We start from the raw sequence: 19,097 nt of genomic DNA on the forward strand, positions 1-19,097 counted from the left end.
CGATGGCCTGCTTGCTTTAGTCGAGGGCGGGCACCGCTGAAAACGGCTGTTGCCGACCCTCCGATCTTGGCTGCTCCGGCCTTTGGCCAGAGCGTTGCCCGAGTGTAGGGGAAGGCGACGCGGGAACTCTAGCCATGAGTGACCATGGCATCGAAATAAATGCAGGGCGTGTCGCGCTGGTACAACTCTTTGACGGACTAATCCGCTCAGGACTACAGCCGTTAACCAACTGGTAACAATTGACCTACAAAATACGTAGCTCGCTAACTTTAAACCCACGGCCTAGACGTATATAAAGACCGCCGCGGTTCTAAAAGTCTTACAGACAAAATCTTCTCTCACCTTATGGCTGTAGAGAACTAGACTCAGATTCGGTTTTGTCTGATGTTCGCAAGCCAGGGTTCAGACGCAACATATCCAGACCCACGTCGACCCAGGACTCTGCCTCTTTATGAAGCTCAAAACTGTCGGGAACCAGCAGCCATTGCCCGAGAAGACCGTCGATATAGGCGTGAAAACAAATGGCAGCACGGCGCACGTCGAGTGTTTTGGGGAGTTGCTGTCGATGAATCGCATTGCTCAAGGTCAGCTCGATCCGAGTATTGCAGTCGATCATCGCCACTTGGCGCTGACGGCGCAAATCGCACATTTCGTCAGTGAATTCGCACTTATGAAACAAAATCTCATTAATCCGCCGAGTTTTTGGATCAATTGCCACTTGGTGAAACAAATGGATCAACAGCTTGCGCATGCAGCCAAGCGGGTCGACTTCGTCCTGATTCTCACAGGCCTCGGCCAGCGCATCCAAAGGCTCGTGCAAGCTGTCCAGCATGGCTTGAACCACATCAGCCTTATTGCTGAAGTGCCAGTAAATCGCGCCTCGGGTCACCCCGGCCAACGTTGCGATATCCGCCAGCGTGGTGCGCGCAACGCCTCGCTCATAAAAAGCCCTTTCGGCCGCTTCGAGGATCGCACTGCGGGTTTCCTGAGCTTCTTCTTTGGTACGACGCACCATGGCAATAAAAACCTCAATCAGGGTGGTCTTGACGACTCTGAAAAGCCCTCAAAACCTATATCGGGTGGCGTTTGTTGTGCCTTATCCCGGCCTACACTTCACGCATTGAAAGGGGTTGCGGCATGCCTTTAACGACACAACCCCGCTATTTACAAACAGACACGAATGTAAGTATATTCCTTAGCAAGCTACTTATCCACCCGGAACAGCTTTCTTTACCCTTCCACTATTCTTGTGCGCTTTCGCGTGCCTGACCCGAGGATTTTCATGCAATTCAAGCCAGCTGTTACCGCTCTGGTTGCCGCCGTCGCCCTTGCATCGCTGCTCAGCGGATGCAAAAAGGAAGAAGCGGCACCTGCCCCACAAATCCCTCAGGTCGGTGTTGTCACGCTGAAAGCTCAGCCCTTTACCTTGACCACCGATCTTCCAGGCCGAACGACGTCTTACCGTTCTGCGGAGGTTCGCCCACAGGTAAACGGGATTATTCTCAAGCGTTTGTTCAAGGAAGGCTCTGACGTCAAAGTCGGTCAACAGCTGTATCAAATTGACCCGGCCATCTATGAAAGTGCCGTTTTGAGCGCACGCGCGACGTTACAATCGGCCAAATCCCTGGCTGACCGCTACAAGCAATTGGTCGCAGAACAAGCCGTCAGCCGTCAGGAATACGACAACGCTGAAGCTGCGCGCCTTGAAGCGGAGGCCACGCTGAACACAGCCCAGGTCAACCTGCGTTACACCAAGGTATTGGCACCTCTGACGGGGCGCATCGGCCGCTCGCTGTATACCGAAGGTGCATTGGTCACCAGCGGTCAGGCGAATGCGCTGGCAGTGATCACCCAACTTGACCCGATCTATGTCGACGTGACTCAGTCTTCGGTTGAAATGCTGGAGCTGCGCAAAGATTTGGCCGATGGCCGCCTCAAGAAAGCCGGCGAAAACGCCGCCAAGGTCAAGCTGACACTGCCGGACGGCAGTGAATATGGTCGTGAAGGTCGCCTTGAATTCAGCGAAGTCTCGGTCGATGAAACCACTGGTTCCGTGACCTTGCGCGCGGTGTTCCCGAACCCTGATGAAATCCTGTTGCCGGGCATGTTCGTGCACGCACAATTGGAAGCCGGTATCGACAGCAATGCGATCCTGGCGCCTCAAGTGGGCGTGACCCATAACCTTAAAGGCCAACCGACAGCATTGATCGTCGGCCCGGACAACAAGGTTGAGTTGCGCGTGCTTGAAGCATCCCGCACCGTGGGCAGCGACTGGTTGGTCGAGAAAGGCCTGAACCCGGGCGACCGCCTGATTACTGACGGCCTGCAATTCATCAAGCCTGGCGTTGAAGTCAAAATCTTGGAAAAACCACAAGGCACAACCCCGGCATCTGCCCCGGCAACAGAAAAAGCTGCAGGCAGTAAAGGGGAGTAAACCATGTCGAAATTTTTTATCGACCGTCCGATTTTCGCTTGGGTAATCGCCCTGGTGATCATGTTGGTCGGGGCACTTTCGATACTGAAACTGCCAATTAACCAGTACCCGAGCATTGCGCCACCGGCCATCTCGATCTCCGTGACCTATCCGGGTGCTTCGGCACAAACCGTACAGGACACCGTGGTTCAGGTGATTGAGCAGCAGCTCAACGGTATTGACCACCTGCGTTATGTGTCGTCTGAAAGCAACTCCGACGGCAGCATGACCATCACCGCGACCTTCGAGCAAGGCACTGACCCTGACACCGCTCAGGTGCAGGTGCAGAACAAGCTCAACCTGGCGACCCCGCTGCTGCCTCAAGAAGTTCAGCAGCAAGGTATCCGTGTGACCAAGGCAGTGAAAAACTTCCTGATGGTTATCGGTGTGGTGTCTGAAGACGGCAGCATGAACAAGGATGACTTGTCCAACTACATTGTCTCCAACATGCAGGACCCGATCTCCCGTACCGAAGGTGTGGGTGACTTTCAGGTGTTTGGTGCCCAGTACGCCATGCGTATCTGGCTCGACCCGGCCAAGCTGAATAAGTACAACCTGACCCCGGTGGATGTTAAGTCCGCCATTTCCTCGCAGAACGTACAGGTGTCTTCCGGACAACTGGGCGGCCTGCCAGCGGTCAAAGGTCAGGAGCTGAACGCCACCATCATCGGCAAAACGCGCCTGCAAACAGCCGAAGAGTTCAAAAAGATCCTGCTCAAGGTCAACACCGACGGCTCGCAAGTGCGCCTGCACGATGTTGCCGAAGTCGGTCTGGGCGGCGAAAACTACAGCATCAGCGCACAGTACAACGGCAAGCCATCTTCTGGCCTTGCAATTAAGCTGGCGACCGGTGCCAACGCCCTGGACACCGCCAAGGCACTGCACAAAACCATCGACGACCTGGCTCCGTTTTTCCCGCCTGGCATGAAAGTGGTTTACCCGTACGACACTACACCCGTGGTATCGGCCTCGATCAAAGGTGTGGTTGAAACGCTGGTTGAAGCAGTTGCGCTGGTGTTCCTGGTAATGTTCCTGTTCCTGCAAAACTTCCGCGCCACCATCATCACCACGATGACAGTGCCGGTGGTATTGCTCGGTACATTCGGGATCCTGGCTGCGGCCGGCTTCAGTATCAACACATTGACCATGTTCGGCATGGTACTGGCCATCGGCTTGCTGGTGGACGACGCCATCGTGGTGGTGGAAAACGTCGAACGGGTCATGAGCGAAGAAGGGCTGCCGCCCAAAGAAGCCACCAAAAAGTCCATGGAGCAAATCCAGGGTGCACTGGTCGGTATTGCGTTGGTGCTGTCGGCGGTACTGCTGCCTATGGCGTTCTTCAGCGGCTCTACCGGTGTGATTTACAAACAGTTCTCGATCACTATTGTTTCGGCGATGGCGCTGTCGGTACTGGTTGCCCTGATCTTCACCCCGGCCTTGTGCGCCACCATGCTCAAGCCGGTCAAGAAAGGCGATCATGGCGAAAACAAGCGCGGCTTCTTCGGCTGGTTCAACCGCACTTTCGACAGCGGCGTAAAACGCTACGAGAAAGGCGTGGGCAGCATCTTGCGTCACAAGGCGCCGTATTTGCTGGCGTACGTGTTGATCGTCGTAGGCATGGTGTTCCTGTTTACGCGCATTCCGACTTCGTTCCTGCCGGAAGAAGACCAGGGCGTGCTCTTCGCCCAGGTGCAAACCCCGGCCGGCACGACTGCAGAACGCACTCAACTGGTCATTGACCGTATGCGTGAGTACTTACTGACCGATGAATCGGCGGCGGTATCCTCTGTCTTTACCGTAAACGGCTTTAACTTTGCGGGCCGCGGTCAAAGCTCCGGTCTGGCGTTCATCATGCTCAAACCGTGGGGCGAGCGTGATGCCGACAACAGCGTGTTTGCCCTGGCTGCACGTGCTCAGGCGCACTTCTCCACCTTCCGCGATGCGATGGTGTTCGCTTTTGCCCCGCCCGCGGTGATGGAGCTGGGTAACGCCACCGGTTTTGACGTTTACCTGCAAGACCGCGCCGGTATCGGCCACGAAAAACTGATGCAAGCCCGTAACCAGTTTTTGGGTATGGCTTCGCAGAGCAAAATCCTGGCAGGCGTGCGCCCTAACGGCTTGAACGATGAGCCTCAGTACCAACTGGAAATCGATGATGAAGCGGCCCGCGCCCTGGGTGTAGGCCTGAGCGACATCAACAACACCTTGTCCATCGGTCTGGGTGCCAGCTACGTCAACGACTTCATCGACCGTGGTCGTGTGAAGAAGGTCTATCTGCAAGGCGAAGCTGACTCGCGGATGAACCCGGAAGACTTGAAAAAATGGTACGTGCGCAACGATGAAGGGACCATGGTGCCGTTCTCGGCATTCGCCAAGGGCAAGTGGATCTACGGTGCGCCGAAACTCTCGCGTTACAACGGCGTAGAGGCGATGGAAATTCTCGGTGCTCCGGCACCCGGCTACAGCAGTGGTGAAGCCATGGCTGAAGTCGAAGCGCTGGCCAAGAAGTTGCCAGCTGGCGTGGGCATCTCCTGGACCGGCTTGTCTTACGAGGAACGTCTGTCAGGTTCGCAAGCACCTGCCTTGTACGCCATTTCCTTGTTGATGGTCTTCCTGTGCCTTGCGGCGCTGTACGAAAGTTGGTCGATTCCGATTGCCGTGATGCTGGTTGTGCCTCTGGGGATCATCGGTGCATTGCTGGCCACCAGCCTGCGGGGCCTGTCCAACGACGTGTACTTCCAAGTGGGCTTGCTGACGACCATCGGTCTGGCTTCAAAAAACGCCATTCTGATCGTCGAGTTCGCCAAAGAGCTTCACGAACAAGGGCGAACACTGACTGAAGCCGCCATTGAAGCCTGCCGTATGCGTCTGCGTCCGATCATCATGACGTCGCTGGCATTCGTACTGGGTGTTATCCCGCTGGCCATTTCCTCCGGCGCAGGGTCGGGCAGCCAGCACGCCATTGGTACAGGCGTGATCGGCGGCATGATCACTGCAACTGTGCTGGCTGTGTTCTGGGTGCCGCTCTTCTTCGTAGCCGTTTCGTCTTTCGGCAGCGGTAAGGACAAAGACGCGAAACAGAAAGTGGACCTGACTAAAACTCCAAATCAAGAGGCTGGCCAATGAGCAAGTCGCTTCTCGCAGTCGCCGTAGCAGCGTTTACGCTGGGCGGCTGCTCGCTGATCCCTGACTACCAGCGCCCTGACGCGCCGGTAGCAGCGCAGTACCCGCAAGGCCCGGCCTACAAGCCTAATGAAGCACCTGCTCAGGCCGCCGCGGAACAAGGCTGGCGTCAGTTCTTCCATGACCCGGCCCTGCAGCAGTTGATCCAGACAGCGCTGGTGAACAACCGCGACCTGCGTGTCGCGGCCCTGAACATCGATGCGTATGCCGCGCAGTACCGCATCCAGCGTGCGGATCTGTTTCCGGCAGTCACGGCAAATGCCAGTGGCAGCCGTCAGCGGACACCAGCGCGCCTGTCGCAAACCGGCGAGTCCGGCATCACCAGCCAATACTCGGCGACCCTTGCGGTCAGCGCATATGAGCTGGATCTGTTCGGCCGCATCCGCAGCCTGAGCGATCAGGCACTGCAAAATTACTTTGCAACCGAAGAAGCCCGTCGCACTACGCAGATCAGCCTGGTTGCCAGTGTCGCGAATGCCTACTTGACCTGGCAGGCCGACAACGAGCTGCTCAAGCTGACCGAAGACACACTCAGAGCGTTCGACGAGAGCTACAAGCTCACCCTGCGCAGCAATGAAGTCGGTGTGGCTTCAGCGCTGGAAGTCAGCCAGTCGCGCACCTCGGTGGAAAACGCCAAGGTGCAACTGGCGCGCTACACGCGTCAGGTGGCTCAGGATCAGAACAGCCTGGCACTGCTGCTCGGCACGAGCATTCCGCAGGACCTGCCAGCGAGCAAACCACTCGCGGCAGATCTGCTGACAGAAGTACCCGCTGGCCTGCCTTCTGACTTGCTGCAACGCCGTCCGGACATTCTGGAGGCCGAGCACAAGTTGTTGGCCGCCAATGCCAACATCGGCGCTGCCCGTGCAGCGTTCTTCCCAAGCATCAGCCTTACCGCCAATGCCGGGACCTTGAGCCCAGATCTGTCGGGGCTGTTTAAAGGAGGCTCGGGCACCTGGCTGTTCTCGCCGCAAATCAACCTGCCGATCTTCAACGCAGGGGCCTTGCGTGCCAGCCTGGACTACTCGAAAATCCAGAAGGACATTACCGTCTCGCAGTATGAGAAGGCGATCCAGACCGCTTTTCAGGAAGTGTCTGACGGTTTGGCAGCACGCCAGACCTACAGCCAGCAGCTGCAAGCTCAAACGGACTTCGTGAATGCCAACCAGGATTACTACCGGTTAGCCGAACGCCGTTACCGTATCGGGGTCGACAGCAACCTGACGTTCCTCGATGCCCAACGCTCGCTGTTCAGTGCGCAACAATCATTGATCAGCGACCGTCTTTCGCAGCTGACCAGCGAGGTCAATCTGTACAAGGCGCTGGGTGGTGGCTGGTACGAACAGACCGGGCAAAACCGCCCGATCTCGTCCGAGCCGCCAAAAGCCTGATCACGGCACCGTTAGATAACAAACCCGCCTGATGGCGGGTTTGTTCGTTTTAGGCAACAGAGCGCTTCAAGCACACGCACGGACACGCGAATCAAGCGCCCCACTCGTCCGAATGAAACCCATCATTTAAGGCCACAAGCCTCTCTCTATATACGCAGCCACTGCTGCAGCCGTTGTACTGTTCCCGCAAAAACTGCTTAGCCCGTAACGCGTTGGACACGCTAATTGGCAGCCACTGAGTACCAGTCAATTATCCATCTGTTTTTTTGCGCCCCGTCGGCACTGGCTAAAACAGCGGCAGCGCATACAGTCTTCATCGATAACCGGATTTTGTATGCGTGTTTATTACAACAGGCCAGCCAGCGATTCAGGTGATTCGAACCGCTTGGCTGACCCGACCACGGAGGTCATGCAATGGTTAAGAAGATCATCATCGTAGGCGGTGGTGTGGGAGGCACATTACTGGCCAATCAACTGGTCACAAAGCTCTACCCGGAAATACTCCGCGGCGATGTGCAATTGACGTTGCTCTCCAACTCGCCCGATCACTACTACAAGCCCGCCTTCATGTACGTCGCATTCCACCTGTTTTTCAATGACGAACTCAAACGCGCTGAGCGCTCCTTGTTAAGACCTGAAATTGATTTTCGGGTTGAAGAGGTCATCCGCTTCAACTTCAACGATCAAATGCTAGAAACTGCAAGTGGAAAGCGTTTTGGCTATGACTACCTGGTGATTGCTACCGGCTGCATTCCCGCTCCCGAACGGATTGAAGGACTCAAGGAAGCTGGCGATCATTTCTATCAATACGCGCCAGCCCGTCAGTTGGCAGAACGGTTGAGCACCCTCAAAAAAGGCCGGATTTTCATTACCGTGTCTTTCCCGCATACCCCCAATGTGCCTCACCAGTGCGGAATCGCACCGGTAGAGACAACCTTGATGCTCGACGACTTCCTGCGTCGGCGCGGGGTGCGCAATCAAGTCGAGATCGTCTACACCTATCCGACAACCGCGCAGCTGATGCGCAACTGTCTATTCCTGCAACGCCCCACCGCCGAGGTGCTGCCAAATCTCTTTGAGCAAAAGAACATTCATTTTCAGCGCGGTTTTACATTGAGCAAGGTCGATCCCGACGCCCGTATTGCCTATAGCGAGGAAGGCGACGAACAACCGTTCGACATCCTGATGGCCACGCCGCCTATTCGCGCCGTTGACGCCGTGCTCTACAGCGGCGCATCGCACGCGCAGAACAATGAAGGGTGGCTGCCGACCAACCATGAAACCCTCGAAGTGTACGGCCTCGACAACGTCTACGTGATCGGTGACACAGTCGATCTACCCATCAGCAAAGCGGGAGGCGCTTGCCACAACCAGGGGCCGGTCATCGCCAACAACATTACCGGCAAGATTCGTCTTGGCACCAACGTCAGCGTCTATGACGGCCGAGTGCAAGCTATTGCCCAGATGGGCCTCCATGCAGGGATGCCACTCTGGTACGACTACCAAACCGATGTCCTGCCCACCCCGCCGACCAAACTGGGAGGGTTACTTAGAAACGGATTTAACCGGGGAATTTATTGGGCTGTCGCCCGCGCAATGCTGTGACCCGACACCGGGAGGAGCACCTGTATGGACACCGTTGAACAGCCACCTTTAACCGACTCGGGCCACCCGGCGGGTTCGACTCATCAGCCTGCACTGGATCTGGAACACCTACTGGCCAAAATCACGCCACTGGTTCAAAGCGGTCGCCTGGACAATCTGGTAGATATCTTGAGTCTGGTGTCGGACGTCGTGGACCTGCTGGACCCGGCCATGGTGGAAAAACTGGCACTGCTGTTTGAGCAACTCACGTCGGTCAGTTGGTCATTAGGGAACGCTGTACGCATGGCGAGTGCCCAGACTGCCGCCGACTCCCAAGCACCCACCTTTAGCCAATTACTTTCACTGCTGCGTCATGAAGACACCCGACGCGGCTGCGCTGTGGCATTGCGCACCCTTAATGTCATCGGAAGACAACTCTGAAATGCACGGGAGGACCACCTCATGCTTACCAAGGTTCAGACTTCACTGGCACGGACTGCCAGCACCCAATGGGACGCCACGTCCTATCAACAATTTGCCCGCCTGCGAGAGCGCCCCGTGCTTGAGCTGCTGGATCATGTTGACCTGCAACACCCTCAACGGATCTACGACTTGGGTTGCGGAACCGGCATTGCGACGCAACTGCTGGCCAAACGTTGGCCGATGGCTGACCTGACTGGCGTCGATAGCTCTGCCGAGATGCTGGAAGAAGCCACTTACCTGCCCATCAAGGCGTTATGGCAAAAGTGTGATGTCCAGCAGTGGCGTGCTCACCGCCAAGCAGACTTATTATTTGCCGCTGCGGTGCTGCACTTTATCAGCGACCATGAAACCTTGATCCCGCAATTGTTAAGCCAGTTAAACCCTGGCGGTTGTCTGGCGGCGCACATGCCTAATTGGCGCGATGCGTTGTGGTACGAGCTAATGCTGGAAACCCTCAATACTGGCGGGCCGAATGGCCGACCGCTAGGCACTGTTCAACTGCGTCAATTCATGGCCGAACGCACAGTACTTCCACTTAAAAGCTATTACCAACTGTTGGCGCCACTGACCCAGGAGCTGGATATTTGGGAAACCGAACACTTGCAGGTGGTAGAAGGGAAATCCCCTATCTTTGACTGGGTCAAAGTGTCGGCCCTGCGTCCAGTTTTACTGGCTCTGGATCAGGCCGAAAACAAACACTTCATTGAAAACTATCTGCGTCTGGTGCATGAGCACTATCCACAAGAAGCCAATGGCCAGACATTGTTTCCGTTCAAGCGGGTGTTCATTCTTGCCACAGTTTGAGCCGCCCGGCATGAACGATCTGCACAATTAGCGCCGTGACTATTTGTTCAGATGTGCAACTTTCGACAGTGAATACAGAACGAGCGTTCTATATTCACTGCCACTTATAGCCACGTCATTAGGAGCGCACGCCATCAATTCGCTTGATTCTTTCGTCGGACATCCCTGTATTGACTATCACATGAGCGTTGACGCGGCCGAACAGCTTGGGCGATAGTAGCAGCCACTGTTCATGGGCATTACAGAACAGTCTAGATGCAGGCAAAAAGCCCCTCTTCAACCGCCTTTCCTGACCAACTCAGCGTTGCAAGGGTAGTCGGAGGGTGGATAATTGCCTTGCTTTTAAAGCACGCGAACCAACCAACTTTGATTCGATAGTTGAAGCGACCGCCTGCGGCGTGACATGGAAAATTTACATTCGCGCATATTTATTAGCGCCGTACTTGGCCATGCCATTGATCCCGATTCAAACTCTACTTAATTAGGTAACACTGTGACGAAAGACGAACTGCGCGCAGAACTTGAGCGTCAGGAGCAACGTTACAAGGACGTTTACGGTGGTGAAGTGACGACTTATGCAGCTCAACCCGAGCCCGAGCGTAAGCCATGGCGCAAGCGCGCCAGCCTGCTTGATCAGGCCTTCACGCAGGAAATCCAGAAAATTGAAAAAGAGCTGAAACCCGAGGCGCCCTGACAGGTCACGTGCAGTACCGGAGCAGGCTTGCTTCGTGAACACCTCAAACACGAGATGTACACCCAGTCAGTTTCTGGGCGTTATCGTTCAGAGCGTTCGCGAGGCAAGTGGCTCCTTCGATGAGGATATTCAGCGATCCGACGGGCTATTTTCCAGCCATCAGCAGGAGACGTTGCGGCAAAACATCCCGGAAAAGAAATTTCATACGTCCGATTCAGACACGCCCCTTGGCTCAATGTTTGCCCCGAAAACCGCGTATAGCCTTTGTTATCAGCGGCTTGGAGTGTATTTACTGCCAACGGAAACTGACCGGTCTGACAGGTTTTTTCATTTACAGATGTTACCAACGGGCAGCTAGTGCATCGATTACCAAGGTTTTCTGGCATAATCCGGCCCCCTTTATGACCGTGTCAGAAAACCTTCATGATCGATCTATTAAGCGGATTGGATGCCTGGGTTCTTGTCAGCCTCTTCTTCGCCCTAGCCTTTGTTCTCGCGTTTGAGTTCATCAACGGCTTTCATGACACCGCGAATGCGGTAGCGACTGTCATCTACACCAAAGCCATGCCGCCTCACCTGGCGGTGTTCTTTTCCGGTGTGTTCAATTTTCTCGGCGTTTTGCTGGGCGGTGTGGGCGTGGCGTACGCCATTGTTCACTTGCTGCCGGTCGAACTGCTGGTCAATGTGAATACCGGACATGGCCTGGCCATGGTGTTCTCACTGCTTGCTGCAGCCATTACCTGGAACCTGGGTACCTGGTACTTCGGCATCCCGGCCTCCAGCTCCCACACCCTGATCGGTTCGATCCTGGGCGTCGGCCTGGCCAACGCATTGATTACCGGTATCCCGGTGAGTGATGGCGTGAACTGGCAGAAGGCAATCGACATTGGTGCGTCATTGGTGTTCTCGCCGCTGGCAGGCTTTGTTGTGGCAGGTTTGCTGCTGGTAGGCCTCAAATGGTGGCGTCCGAACTCCAAGATGCACAAGACGCCCGAGCAGCGTCGCAAGCTGGATGACAAGAAGCACCCGCCGTTCTGGAACCGTCTGGTACTGGTGATCTCGGCCATGACCGTCAGCTTCGTGCACGGCTCCAACGATGGCCAGAAGGGAATCGGCCTGATCATGCTGGTATTGATCGGTATCGTGCCGAGTGCCTTCGTACTTGACCTCAACAGCACGACCTATCAGATCGAACGCACACGGGACGCGACCCTGCACTTGAGTCAGTTCTATCAGCGCAATCACACAAGCCTGAGCGAATTTCTGGCTTTGGGCAAAAGCGTGAAAGACGACCTGCCAGGTGAGTTCCGCTGCAACCCGCAACAAACCGAGCCGACCATCGCAGCCTTGCTCAGTTCGTTGAAAGGGGTCGAGAATTACCAGTCGTTGTCGGCCGAAAAACGTATCGAGATCCGCCGTTACCTGCTTTGCCTGGATGACACGGCAAAGAAAGTCAGCAAATTGCCGGTCCTGGAGCCGCGCGAGAAAGCAGACCTCGAAAAACTGCGTAAAGACCTGACAGCCACCACGGAATACGCTCCGTTCTGGGTCATTCTGGCTGTCGCGCTGGCCTTGGGCCTGGGCACCATGGTGGGCTGGAAACGCGTGGTCAAAACCATCGGTGAGAAGATCGGCAAACAAGGCATGACCTATGCACAGGGTATGGCGGCACAGATCACCACGACCTTTGCCATTGGCCTGGCCAACATCTTCGCCTTGCCTGTCTCCACGACCCACATTCTGTCGTCGGGTGTGGCGGGCACAATGGTTGCGAACAAAAGCGGCCTGCAAGGCAACACCATCAAGACCATCCTGATGGCCTGGGTCCTGACGTTGCCCGCAACGATTGCACTTTCTGCAGCGTTATTCTGGCTGGCTTCCAAAGCCCTCGCCTAAATAACAGACGCACTAAAAAGGTACGCTCCTGACGGGGCGTACCTTTTTTTTGTCTGATGCGGGCACTCACAGCGCACTTAATTCATTACCTGGCAACCACCTCACACACTTGCACAAAACACACACACAAAAAAATAGGCGACCGAAGTCGCCCAAAATGCCTTGCGTGCTCGTGTATCGAAAAGACCCGGCGCTACTTATTGCGCTTCTGGGAATCTTTCCAGATAAAAATCCCCAAACCCGCGAAAAACAGGACCATGAGGCCGACGGTAAGTACTCCAGCGATAACCACATTATCGAGAAACATGACGGCCTCCTGCGCGTGTTTGTTTGTGTGTAACCAGAATAACCAGACGCGCAGGCAGAGAACTTGACCGGGATCAATAGTGGCCACAGCTTCGAGGACGTTAGGGGTAATAGTTGACGCAGATCAGGGAAAACGCCGCAGTTCAGCGTTTTTTAGGCTTTTTTTTCGGTTTTTTCTTGGCACTTGTCAGGGGCATAGCCTGTTCAAACGCCTGACGCACTTCTTTAAGGCGCTTTTCATTAAGGTCATGCACGCGCTTGGCACGCTCGGCGCCGAGGTCTACCAGCTTGCTGTCTTGGCTCATACGGAATGGGATCACTGTCGATGTGTCGGCAAGGGCCAATAATGCGGCGCGCCAGCCGAGCTGGCCAGAAAAATTTCACACCTCTATGTCCACCCACTGCCCCTGGCGCGGCGCACCGTCGATCAGCGGTGAGACAGGCACAGTATTGTCCCCATTCAATTCGTCCCCCGGCACGATCACCACTTCGTGCGGCGCATCCTGTGCTTCACGACGCCGCTTTTCCTGCTGGCGTCGCTGCTCTTCACGCAACAACAGCGAGGCCTGATCGGGGTCCTGATTCTTCAAGTTGATCGTGCTGTCGCCTGAGCTAGCTTGCGCAGGCACTACAGGCGGAATATCCGGACGCGGGCGCACCGGATCCTGTTGGGAGGTGACCGGCACCACACTGATGGGAAGAATCGGCGGCAGCATATTTATTGTTCTCCTGTTTTCAGGCTGTCGGCCCGACGCAGATTGACTTGAGATGCCCGTTAAATCCGGCGGCAGCCTGAACGACGTCGATCAGGTTTTTATCAGAGACCTTTGGTCTCAGGCCCTCGTTCCGTTAATATACTCGGCTTTTTCAAAGCGGGAGTCAGGCAGCATGGCGCAGCAGTATCAACCGGGGCAACGCTGGATTAGTGACAGCGAAGCTGAGCTAGGTTTAGGCACCGTTCTGGCACAGGACGGTCGCTTGTTGACCGTGCTCTATCCGGCCACTGGCGAAACCCGTCAATATTCGCTGCGCAACGCACCGCTCACGCGCGTACGTTTCTCGCCGGGTGACACCATCATCCACTTCGAAGGCTGGAAAATGACCGTGCGCGAAGTCGAAGATGTCGACGGGCTCATGGTCTATCACGGTCTCAACGAGCAAAACGAAGTCGTGACCCTGCCAGAAACCCAACTGTCGAACTTCATTCAGTTCCGTTTGGCGAGCGACCGTCTGTTCGCCGGGCAAATTGACCCGCTTTCCTGGTTTTCGTTACGTTATCACACCCTCGAGCACACCAGCCGCCAGCTGCAATCGCCGCTGTGGGGGCTGGGTGGCGTGCGTGCGCAACCGATTGCTCACCAGTTGCACATCGCCCGTGAAGTCGCAGACCGCATTGCGCCACGCGTACTGCTGGCTGACGAAGTGGGCCTGGGCAAGACCATCGAAGCCGGCCTGGTGATTCATCGCCAACTGCTCAGTGGCCGTGCCAGCCGCGTGCTGATCGTGGTTCCCGAGAACCTGCAGCATCAGTGGCTGGTTGAGATGCGTCGTCGCTTCAACCTTGAAGTCGCGCTGTTTGATGAAGAACGCTTTATTGAAAGCGATGCCAGCAACCCGTTCGAAGACACCCAGCTCGCGCTGGTGGCGCTGGAATGGCTGGTGGACGACGAAAAAGCCCAGGACGCGCTGTTCGCCGCCGGTTGGGACCTGTTGGTGGTCGACGAAGCTCACCACCTGGTGTGGCACGAAGACAATGTCAGCCCCGAGTACGCGCTGGTTGAACAGCTGGCCGAAACTATCCCCGGCGTCCTGTTACTGACAGCAACCCCCGAACAGTTGGGCCAGGACAGCCACTTTGCCCGTCTGCGCCTGCTTGACCCAAACCGCTTCCACGATCTGGCGGCTTTCCGTGCTGAAAGCGAAAACTACCGCCCGGTAGCCCAGGCTGTGCAAGAGCTGCTGGATAAGGGCCGGCTGTCGCCAGAAGCCCAAAAAACCATCCACGGTTTCCTCGGCGCCGAAGGCGATGCCCTGTTGGCGGAAGTCAACGCCGGGGATGCTGAAGCCAGCGCCCGTCTGGTGCGCGAACTGTTGGACCGTCACGGCACCGGCCGCGTGCTGTTTCGTAATACCCGCGCCGCAGTACAAGGCTTTCCGGAGCGCAAGCTGCACGCGTATCCACTGCCCTGCCCGGACGAATACCTTGAACTACCGCTGGGTGATCACCCCGAGCTGTACCCCGAAGTCAGCTTCCAGTCGCAGCCGGACATCAGCGAAGAACAACGCTGGTGGAACTTTGACCCGCGCGTCGAGTGGCTGATCGACACGCTCAAAATGCTCAAGCGCACCAAAGTGCTGGTGATCTGCGCCCATGCCGAGACCGCAATGGATCTGGAAGACGCCCTGCGCGTTCGTTCCGGCATCCCGGCCACGGTGTTCCACGAAGGGATGAACATTCTGGAGCGCGACCGTGCAGCGGCGTACTTCGCTGACGAAGAGTTCGGCGCGCAAGTATTGATCTGCTCGGAAATCGGCAGTGAGGGCCGCAACTTCCAGTTTGCCCACCATCTGGTGCTGTTCGACCTGCCATCGCACCCCGACTTGCTCGAACAACGGATCGGCCGTCTGGACCGTATCGGCCAGAAGCACGTGATCGAACTGCACGTTCCCTACCTCGAAACCAGCCCGCAACAGCGCCTGTTCCAGTGGTACAACGAAGCGCTAAACGCGTTCCTCAACACTTGCCCGACCGGCAACGCATTGCAACATCAGTTTGGTCCGCGCCTGCTGCCGTTACTCGAAGCTGCTGACGATGACCAATGGCAAGCGCTGATCGACGAAGCCCGCACCGAGCGCGAGCGTCTTGAACAAGAGCTGCACACCGGCCGCGACCGCTTGCTGGAGCTGAACTCCGGCGGCGCAGGCGAAGGTGAAGCGCTGGTTGAAGCGATCCTTGAGCAAGACGATCAATTCGCTCTGCCGATCTACATGGAAACCCTGTTCAACGCGTTCGGTATCGACAGCGAAGACCATTCCGAAAACGCCCTGATCCTCAAGCCCAGCGAGAAAATGCTGGATGCGAGCTTCCCGCTGGGTGACGACGAAGGTGTGACCATCACCTACGATCGCAATCAGGCGCTGTCTCGCGAAGACATGCAGTTCATCACTTGGGAACACCCGATGGTGCAGGGCGGCATGGACTTGGTGCTGTCCGGCTCGATGGGTAACACTGCCGTCGCACTGATCAAAAACAAGGCCCTCAAGCCCGGCACGGTATTGCTTGAACTGATTTACGTCAGCGAAGTGGTTGCCCCGCGCGCTCTGCAACTTGGCCGCTACCTGCCTCCTGCTGCCTTGCGTTGCCTGCTCGACGCCAACGGCAATGACCTGTCATCGCGTGTTTCTTTCGACACCCTGAATGAACAACTGGAAAGCGTACCGCGGGCCAGCGCCAACAAGTTCGTACAGGCACAGCGTGACCAGCTCACGCCGAAGATCAACGCCGGTGAAGCCAAAATCGCACCGCGTCACGCCGAGCGTGTGGCTGAGGCCCAGCGTCGTCTGGCGGCTGACACAGAAGAAGAACTGGCACGCCTGACCGCGTTGCAGGCGGTCAACCCGAGTGTGCGTGATAGTGAACTCGTAGCGCTGCGCAAACAGCGTGAACAAGGCCTGGCCATGCTTGAAAAAGCAGCGTTGCGCCTCGAAGCCATTCGCGTACTGGTCGCTGGCTGACAGTGGGGAAGCAGCGGCGACAGCGGGTTGCAACCCTCGCTGTCCCGCCCCCCACATTCACAGGTTAAAAACGCCTCCCTTATTACAACGGCCAATTAAGTGCTGCAACGCAACGCGGCAGCCGTCTTGGCTGTCTGGTTATAAAAAAAAATCCTGTCATAGCAAAATGATAAGCATCATCTTGCCATCATTCTTTTTTCCTACATTCCACCTTCTACACTTCAGAGCAAGCTAGCGCCTGACGACTAGTACCCTGCACTCAGTGTTGAGGCATGCAATGGAATGGCTGGGATTGCAGTTTATTGGAGACAACACCGCTGGCGGGCAACTGCTGATGACGAGCAGCCATAACCCGTACCTGGTGGTCCTGGCCTTCCTGGTCGCCTGCGCGGCCTGCCTCGCTACGTTGCATATGTATGAGCGGGCGTGCAACGCAGAAAAACCTGCAGCCAAAACCGTATGGCGCTGGATAGGGGCCAGCTCGTTAGCAGGCGGTATTTGGGCCATGCACTTCATCTGCATGCTCGCTTTCGAATCCCCGCTCAACGTCCATTACGACTTGGGCATCACCATAGGCTCGCTGTTTATCGCCCTGCTCTCAGCCGCGATTGCCATGCTGGCTCTTCTTCAGACCCCTGTCACACGCCGCCGCCTGATACTTGCAGCGCTCGTTTTCGGCTTAGGCATTTGCACCATGCATTACGTGGGCATGTCGGCCATGCACTCCAGCCATTTGCAGCAGTACGACCCTGTGCTGTTCGCGCTGTCGCTGCTGATTGCCGTAGCAGCAAGTTATGCCACCTTGATGCTGGCCCGCTCACTGCGCGGCACCAGCGGTCTGGCCTATCAGTTCTTCAAATACTTCATCAGTCTGGCAGCCGGTCTGGCCATCCTCAGCGTTCACTTCATCGGCATGTGGGCCATGCACACCTATACCCCGCCAGAGGGCGCGTTTCAGGTGACGATTGAAAACAATCACTGGCAACTGGCATTGACGGTGGCACTGATTACCCTGCTGCTAATCGGCAGCAGTATCAGCGCCGCGTTGGTCGACAAAAAACTGCAACTCAAAGAGCATGACCTGAGACGAGTCAACGCGCTGCTTAGCCAGTTGGACCAGGCGCGCGCGTCATTGCAGCAAGTGGCGCATTACGATCCGCTGACCAACTTGATCAACCGTCGGGGCTTTAATCAACTGTTTGCCGAAAAGCTGATTGAGCGTGCCAGTAACAACAGCATGCTGGCCGTGATGTTTCTCGACATTGACCACTTCAAGCGTATTAACGACAGCCTGGGTCACGATGCGGGTGATGAGCTTCTCAAAGTGATTGCCGCGCAAATCAAAAGTGCGACGCGTAATCATGAAGACGTGGTGGCGCGTTTTGGCGGCGATGAGTTCTGCATTCTGTTCAGCCTGAACAGCCGCGAAGAAGCGCGAAACATGGCCCAGCGGATCATGCTCAAAATGAAAGAGCCGATTGAGCTGGCGGGCCGCAACATGGTGATGACGACCAGTATCGGGATCAGCGTATTCCCCGATGATGGCAACACAATTGATGAGCTTCTCAAGCATGCTGACCTTGCGCTGTATCAATCCAAGGACGCCGGGCGCAACAGCCTGCATTTCTTCAGCTCAAACCTTAAAGCCCGTGCTTCGCTTGAATTGCAGATAGAGGAGGAACTGCGCATGGCAATGCGCGGCGATCACGGATTGTTTCTGCACTATCAGCCTATTTTCGATCTGAAAACAGGCTTGGTCGCCAAGCTTGAAGCCTTGGTGCGCTGGCAACATCCCGAGCACGGGTTGCTGGGGCCGGAGCGTTTCATACACATTGCTGAAGCCAACGGCCTGATCGCCGAACTCGACAATTGGGTACTGCGCAAAGCTTGCCAGGACTTGGCAACCCTGACGGCACTGGGTTGGACGGATATCAGCGTCGCCGTTAACTGCTCGGCGCTGAATCTGGTACGCGTCGAGCTGGCTGACGAAGTTGAAAGCGCCCTGCGCTCAAGCGGCCTGAGTGCCAGTCGCCTGGAGCTTGAGGTCACTGAAAACGCGTTGATGGGCAATATCAACAACACTTCGCAATTACTGCGCCAGATCCGCGCGTTGGGCGTCTTACTGTCCATAGACGACTTTGGCACCGGCTACTCTTCCCTTGCCTACTTAAAGCGCCTGCCACTGAACACGTTGAAGATTGATCGGTCCTTCATTCAAGACATCCCCAACTCCAACCAGGACATGGAGATCGTTCAGGCCATCATCGTCATGGCCCATACCCTGCACCTGCAAGTGGTGACTGAGGGCGTTGAAACTCACCAGCAATTCGCCTTCCTCAATCAGTACAACTGTGACTTTATTCAGGGTTACCTGTTGAGTCGCCCCGTGCCGTTTGAAGAACTGCACGCGCTGCTGCAGCAGCTCAATAAAAACACGCTGGCGAGCCTGGATTTCAGTACGTTTCAGCTCTCAAGCCAGTAAATTGCCAGCATCCTTGCCATGGCTTGAAAACAGTCATTAAAGAACCTCCGGTTCAGGCCGATTCTT

Annotated in this window: 14 protein-coding genes; 10 read left to right on the plus strand and 4 right to left on the minus strand. The window is 56.1% G+C overall.

The annotated features are described in order from the left end of the window. Nucleotides 1-343 precede the first annotated feature (343 nt). Nucleotides 344-1,015, minus strand: a complete 672-nt coding sequence (locus tag HBN68_RS05785) for a TetR family transcriptional regulator (protein ID WP_094993594.1) — start codon at nucleotides 1,013-1,015, stop codon at nucleotides 344-346. Nucleotides 1,016-1,282: 267 nt separating this feature from the next. On the opposite strand from HBN68_RS05785, the gene HBN68_RS05790 reads away from it, so the two are divergent. The 8 genes from HBN68_RS05790 to HBN68_RS05825 all read left to right on the plus strand — a co-directional run bounded on the left by HBN68_RS05790 (nucleotide 1,283) and on the right by HBN68_RS05825 (nucleotide 12,508). Continuing rightward, nucleotides 1,283-2,434 (plus strand): efflux RND transporter periplasmic adaptor subunit, encoded by a 1,152-nt coding sequence (locus tag HBN68_RS05790; RefSeq protein WP_169963278.1) that lies wholly within the window; start codon nucleotides 1,283-1,285, stop codon nucleotides 2,432-2,434. A 3-nt stretch (nucleotides 2,435-2,437) separates the two neighbouring features. Continuing rightward, nucleotides 2,438-5,599: an efflux RND transporter permease subunit gene (locus HBN68_RS05795; protein ID WP_094993596.1), complete on the plus strand. Its 3,162-nt coding sequence runs from the start codon at nucleotides 2,438-2,440 to the stop codon at nucleotides 5,597-5,599. Continuing rightward, a complete protein-coding gene (adeC, locus tag HBN68_RS05800; protein ID WP_169963276.1) occupies nucleotides 5,596-7,047 on the plus strand; it encodes an AdeC/AdeK/OprM family multidrug efflux complex outer membrane factor in 1,452 nt (483 codons plus the stop codon). The genes HBN68_RS05795 and adeC overlap by 4 nt, the downstream gene beginning before the upstream one ends. Before the next feature lie 414 nt (nucleotides 7,048-7,461). Then, entirely contained in the window at nucleotides 7,462-8,652 is a 1,191-nt protein-coding gene (locus HBN68_RS05805) for an FAD/NAD(P)-binding oxidoreductase (protein WP_169963274.1), read from the plus strand. Nucleotides 8,653-8,676: 24 nt separating this feature from the next. Continuing rightward, nucleotides 8,677-9,072 (plus strand): hypothetical protein, encoded by a 396-nt coding sequence (locus HBN68_RS05810; protein WP_262373472.1) that lies wholly within the window; start codon nucleotides 8,677-8,679, stop codon nucleotides 9,070-9,072. Between the two features lie 21 nt (nucleotides 9,073-9,093). Further along, the gene (locus HBN68_RS05815) at nucleotides 9,094-9,918 is read left to right on the plus strand and encodes a methyltransferase domain-containing protein (RefSeq protein ID WP_169963272.1); all 825 of its coding nucleotides are present in this window, start codon (nucleotides 9,094-9,096) and stop codon (nucleotides 9,916-9,918) included. A gap of 493 nt (nucleotides 9,919-10,411) precedes the next feature. Continuing rightward, a complete protein-coding gene (locus tag HBN68_RS05820; protein WP_047274113.1) occupies nucleotides 10,412-10,612 on the plus strand; it encodes a hypothetical protein in 201 nt (66 codons plus the stop codon). 423 nt (nucleotides 10,613-11,035) lie between these two features. Further along, nucleotides 11,036-12,508 carry an inorganic phosphate transporter gene (locus HBN68_RS05825; protein WP_169963270.1) on the plus strand — a complete coding sequence of 491 codons (1,473 nt, stop codon included), beginning with the start codon at nucleotides 11,036-11,038 and terminating at the stop codon, nucleotides 12,506-12,508. 193 nt (nucleotides 12,509-12,701) lie between these two features. On the opposite strand, the gene ccoM is transcribed toward HBN68_RS05825, so the two are convergent. From ccoM to HBN68_RS05835, 3 genes are all read right to left on the minus strand, one after another. Continuing rightward, entirely contained in the window at nucleotides 12,702-12,815 is a 114-nt protein-coding gene (ccoM, locus tag HBN68_RS22380; protein ID WP_019411060.1) for a cytochrome c oxidase subunit CcoM, read from the minus strand. Nucleotides 12,816-12,957: 142 nt separating this feature from the next. After that, nucleotides 12,958-13,119 (minus strand): hypothetical protein, encoded by a 162-nt coding sequence (locus HBN68_RS05830; RefSeq protein ID WP_094993601.1) that lies wholly within the window; start codon nucleotides 13,117-13,119, stop codon nucleotides 12,958-12,960. A 75-nt stretch (nucleotides 13,120-13,194) separates the two neighbouring features. Beyond that, nucleotides 13,195-13,530 carry an aspartate-semialdehyde dehydrogenase gene (locus tag HBN68_RS05835; RefSeq protein ID WP_094993602.1) on the minus strand — a complete coding sequence of 112 codons (336 nt, stop codon included), beginning with the start codon at nucleotides 13,528-13,530 and terminating at the stop codon, nucleotides 13,195-13,197. A 172-nt stretch (nucleotides 13,531-13,702) separates the two neighbouring features. On the opposite strand from HBN68_RS05835, the gene rapA reads away from it, so the two are divergent. After that, complete coding sequence (rapA, locus tag HBN68_RS05840) at nucleotides 13,703-16,549, plus strand: RNA polymerase-associated protein RapA (RefSeq protein WP_094993603.1); 2,847 nt, start codon at nucleotides 13,703-13,705, stop codon at nucleotides 16,547-16,549. Nucleotides 16,550-16,826: 277 nt separating this feature from the next. Then, nucleotides 16,827-19,031 carry an EAL domain-containing protein gene (locus tag HBN68_RS05845; protein WP_169963268.1) on the plus strand — a complete coding sequence of 735 codons (2,205 nt, stop codon included), beginning with the start codon at nucleotides 16,827-16,829 and terminating at the stop codon, nucleotides 19,029-19,031. The last annotated feature ends 66 nt before the right edge of the window (nucleotides 19,032-19,097 follow it).

Source organism: Pseudomonas sp. WS 5078 (assembly GCF_012985745.1).
GTDB classification, from domain to species: Bacteria; Pseudomonadota; Gammaproteobacteria; order Pseudomonadales; family Pseudomonadaceae; genus Aquipseudomonas; species Aquipseudomonas lundensis_A.

What these genes read in the sequence shown, in the direction of transcription:
- rapA (WP_094993603.1), top strand. Translation starts at nt 13,703, where the DNA reads ATGGCGCAGCAGTATCAACCGGGGCAACGCTGGATTAGTGACAGCGAA.
- adeC (WP_169963276.1), top strand. Translation starts at nt 5,596, where the DNA reads ATGAGCAAGTCGCTTCTCGCAGTCGCCGTAGCAGCGTTTACGCTGGGC.
- HBN68_RS05805 (WP_169963274.1), top strand. Translation starts at nt 7,462, where the DNA reads ATGGTTAAGAAGATCATCATCGTAGGCGGTGGTGTGGGAGGCACATTA.
- HBN68_RS05835 (WP_094993602.1), bottom strand. Translation starts at nt 13,530, where the DNA reads ATGCTGCCGCCGATTCTTCCCATCAGTGTGGTGCCGGTCACCTCCCAA.
- HBN68_RS05830 (WP_094993601.1), bottom strand. Translation starts at nt 13,119, where the DNA reads ATGAGCCAAGACAGCAAGCTGGTAGACCTCGGCGCCGAGCGTGCCAAG.
- HBN68_RS05785 (WP_094993594.1), bottom strand. Translation starts at nt 1,015, where the DNA reads ATGGTGCGTCGTACCAAAGAAGAAGCTCAGGAAACCCGCAGTGCGATC.
- HBN68_RS05845 (WP_169963268.1), top strand. Translation starts at nt 16,827, where the DNA reads ATGGAATGGCTGGGATTGCAGTTTATTGGAGACAACACCGCTGGCGGG.
- HBN68_RS05810 (WP_262373472.1), top strand. Translation starts at nt 8,677, where the DNA reads ATGGACACCGTTGAACAGCCACCTTTAACCGACTCGGGCCACCCGGCG.
- ccoM (WP_019411060.1), bottom strand. Translation starts at nt 12,815, where the DNA reads ATGTTTCTCGATAATGTGGTTATCGCTGGAGTACTTACCGTCGGCCTC.
- HBN68_RS05815 (WP_169963272.1), top strand. Translation starts at nt 9,094, where the DNA reads ATGCTTACCAAGGTTCAGACTTCACTGGCACGGACTGCCAGCACCCAA.
- HBN68_RS05825 (WP_169963270.1), top strand. Translation starts at nt 11,036, where the DNA reads ATGATCGATCTATTAAGCGGATTGGATGCCTGGGTTCTTGTCAGCCTC.
- HBN68_RS05790 (WP_169963278.1), top strand. Translation starts at nt 1,283, where the DNA reads ATGCAATTCAAGCCAGCTGTTACCGCTCTGGTTGCCGCCGTCGCCCTT.
- HBN68_RS05795 (WP_094993596.1), top strand. Translation starts at nt 2,438, where the DNA reads ATGTCGAAATTTTTTATCGACCGTCCGATTTTCGCTTGGGTAATCGCC.